General features: G+C 69.3%; 3 protein-coding genes and 1 pseudogene. All 4 read left to right on the top strand.

What is annotated here, in order from left to right; all coding sequences use genetic code 11:
- Nucleotides 1-145 (top strand): annotated as a pseudogene (locus J7E68_RS19995) (sugar ABC transporter permease); the annotation flags it as partial.
- Nucleotides 142-975 carry a carbohydrate ABC transporter permease gene (locus J7E68_RS17105; protein ID WP_215174617.1) on the top strand — a complete coding sequence of 278 codons (834 nt, stop codon included), beginning with the start codon at nt 142-144 and terminating at the stop codon, nt 973-975. The pseudogene J7E68_RS19995 and the gene J7E68_RS17105, both read left to right, overlap by 4 nt.
- Nucleotides 972-2,483: a glycoside hydrolase family 3 N-terminal domain-containing protein gene (locus J7E68_RS17110; RefSeq protein ID WP_215174619.1), complete on the top strand. Its 1,512-nt coding sequence runs from the start codon at nt 972-974 to the stop codon at nt 2,481-2,483. The genes J7E68_RS17105 and J7E68_RS17110 overlap by 4 nt, the downstream gene beginning before the upstream one ends.
- 14 nt (nt 2,484-2,497) lie before the next feature.
- Nucleotides 2,498-3,269 (top strand): MurR/RpiR family transcriptional regulator (locus J7E68_RS17115; protein ID WP_215174621.1); only part of this gene is annotated, 772 nt, incomplete at its 3' end.

The raw sequence follows: 3,269 nt of genomic DNA on the forward strand, positions 1-3,269 counted from the left end.
CAACCTCGGAGTCTGGTCGTACGTCGAGTCGTTCGGCCAGAACCGCTACGGATTCGGTGCCGCGCTCGCGGTGCTGCTCACCCTGGTGCTGATCGGCATCACGATCGTGTACATCCGTTCACTCATGAAGGAGGACGAGCTGTGAACCCCCGCCCGTCTGCCATGTCGCGCCTCGGCACCGGCATCGCGATCGCCGCCGTCCTGATCTTCACGCTGTTCCCCGTCTACTGGATGGTCTCCAGCGCCCTCGACGCCAAGGCGTCCAGCGGCGGCCAGTCGCTGCTGCCGCAGGAATTCACGCTCGACAACTTCGCCTTCGTCCTCACAGACGGCGGCTTCGGCACCTACCTGCGCAACTCGGCGATCGTCGCGGTGGTCACCGTGCTCGTCAGCGCCCTGGTCTGCCTGCTCGCCGCGGTCGCGGTCGCGCGCTTCCGCTTCAAGTTCCGAACGACCATCCTGATGATGATCCTCGTCGTGCAGATGGTGCCGCTCGAGGCTCTGGTCATCCCGCTGTTCCTGCAGGTCAAGAGCCTCGGCCTGCTCAACAGCATCCTGGGCCTGATGGTCGTGTACGTCGCTCTCTCGCTCGCCTTCGGCATCTGGATGCTGCGCGGGTTCGTGGCCGCGGTGCCGGTCGAGCTCGAAGAGGCCGCCTACATCGACGGCGCCAGCTGGTGGCGGATGTTCCGCTCGATCCTGCTGCCGCTCGTGATGCCCGGCCTCGTCGCCACCAGCATCTTCAGCTTCATCACGGCGTGGAACGAGTTCATCTTCGCCATGACGATCCTCGGCAGCGCGACCGACCAGTACACGGTGTCGATCGGCCTGAAGTCGTTCTTCGGTCTGCACGCCAACGACTGGGGCAGCATCATGGCCGCATCGACCATCATCACGATCCCGGTCATGATCTTCTTCGTGATCGTCCAGCGCCGCCTCTCGGCCGGCATGGTCGCGGGAGCGGTCAAGGGATGAGCGACGACCTCGCGCGGCTCGCGAACGGAGTGCTCTGGCCGGGGTTCTTCGGCACGGAGCCGCCGGAGTGGCTGCTCGAAGAGCTGCGCGACGGCCTTGCCGGAGCGGTCTACTTCGGTCAGAACGTCGGTGACGGTCTGTCGGCCATGAGTGCGCGGATCAACGAGGCGAACCCCGACGCTCTGATCGGCATCGACGAGGAGGGCGGCAACGTCACTCGTCTCGAGTCGGCGGCGGGCTCGACCCTTCCGGGCGCGGCGCAGCTCGGAATCGTCGACGACGTCGACGCCACCCGCGCATCCGGTGCCGAGCTCGCCCGGCGCGTCGGCGCGATCGGCGGCAACGTGATCCTCGGACCCGTCGCCGACGTGAACACCGATCCTCGCAACCCGGTGATCGGCGTGCGGTCCTTCGGCAGCGATGAAGCGCTCGTCTCCCGACACGTGCTGGCGGCCGTCGATGGCATCCAGGACGGCCCTGTGGCGGCGTGCATCAAGCACTTCCCGGGCCATGGCGACACGCATCTCGACTCGCACCACGCGCTTCCCGAGATCGCCCTCGACGTCGAGGAGTTCGAGCGGGTGCACCTGGCGCCCTTCCGCGCCGCGGTGGCCGCCGGCGTCGACGCGGTCATGACCGCGCACATCGTCGTCCCCGCCTGGGGAACCGAGCCCGCGACCCTCAACCCCCGCGTGCTCGGCATGCTGCGCGACTGGGGCTTCGAGGGGGTCATCATCACCGACGCCCTCGACATGGCGGCGATCCGCGAGACCGTCGGCATCGGCCCCGGGGCTGCGCGAGCTCTCGCCGCCGGCGCCGACCTTCTGTGCATCGGCAATCCCACGAACCGGGGCGAGGCCACTCTCGCGGATCAGGATCTCCGGGATCTCCACGCGGCGCGCGACGGGATCATCGCGGCTCTCCGCGACGGCTCGCTGCCCCGCGAGCGCGTCGAAGACGCAGCCCGGCGCGTCGCCCGTCTCGCACAGACGCTGCGCACGCGCACCGCACGCACGGCACCGGTCGACTTCGACGGACCCGGGATCGTCGCGCGAGCAGTCACGGGCGCGACGGCGGATGCGATGGCCCTCGCCGTCGTCGATGCCAGACGCCGCTCGACTCTCGCCGTCGACAGCGCGTCGGCGTACGTCGCTGACGCGCTCGCGGGCGACGGTCATCGCGTGCGTCTCGATGTCGCGCGCACCTCGCTCGCCGAGCAGGATGCCGCACTCGATGCGGCGGTCGCCGCCGACGGGCTGACGGTGATCCTGCTGGACCGCCCGGATGCCGACGAGGCGCAGCGTTCGCTCGTCGAACGTGCCGCAGCACGCGATCGCGAGGCGGTCGTGGTCAACGTCGGGCTGGCACCGCAGCGACCGCTCGCGCTGCCTGTCGTCGACGTCGGAGCCGCCAGCAGGATCGGCGCACAGGCCGCCAGGGATCGGCTCACCGGCGGGGCCTCGCGGCGCGCCGCCCCGCCGTCCGGCAGCGCAGGGCGGGTCGACTGAGGCAGGATGACACCGTGGACGACGATGTTCGCGCGCTGGTACGCCGATCCGTTCCCCGACTGAGTGCTGCAGAAGCACGGGTCGCGGAGACGATACTCGGGGACCCCACGCTCGTCGTCGATCTCGCCATCAACGACCTGGCGCAGCTCTGCCACACGTCGCTGTCGACGGTGGCCCGCTTCGCGCAGTCACTCGGCTTCAGCGGGTATCGCGAGCTGCGGGTCGCGGTGGCGCGCACGGTCACCCTCGCGCAGGCGCAGCAGGCCCGATTCGGCCTCGACACGACGGCGATCGATCCGGATGACGAGCCGGCGGCCGTCGCCGCCAAGCTCGCGGCTCAGGAGATCGATGCGATCGAGAAGACCGCGCTCGGTCTCGATGCGGATGCACTCGACCGGGTCGCGCGAGCCGTCGTCGCCGCACGGCACGTCGATCTGTTCGGGCAGGCGGCCTCGTCGCTCACCGCCCAGGATCTTCAGCAGAAGCTCGCCCGCATCGGCTGCTCGGTCGCGCACTCGGCCGATCCGCATCTCGCGCTCACGACGGCATCGCTTCGTACGTCCGACGACGTCGTGATCGCGTTTTCGCACGGCGGTGAGACCCACGAGGTCGTCCGTGCGGTCGAGATCGCCAGAGACGCCGGCGCGCTGTCCGTGGCGATCACCAGCGCCCCGGACTCCACGCTCGCGCTCGCAGCCGACATCTCGCTGCTGACGTACGCGCAGGAATCGCTGTTTTTATGTCCCTCACTCGGCCAGATAAAGAATACACCCCAGCCCCCGGGCT

This window comes from Microbacterium sp. ISL-103 (genome assembly GCF_018613995.1).
Lineage (GTDB): Bacteria > Actinomycetota > Actinomycetes > Actinomycetales > Microbacteriaceae > Microbacterium.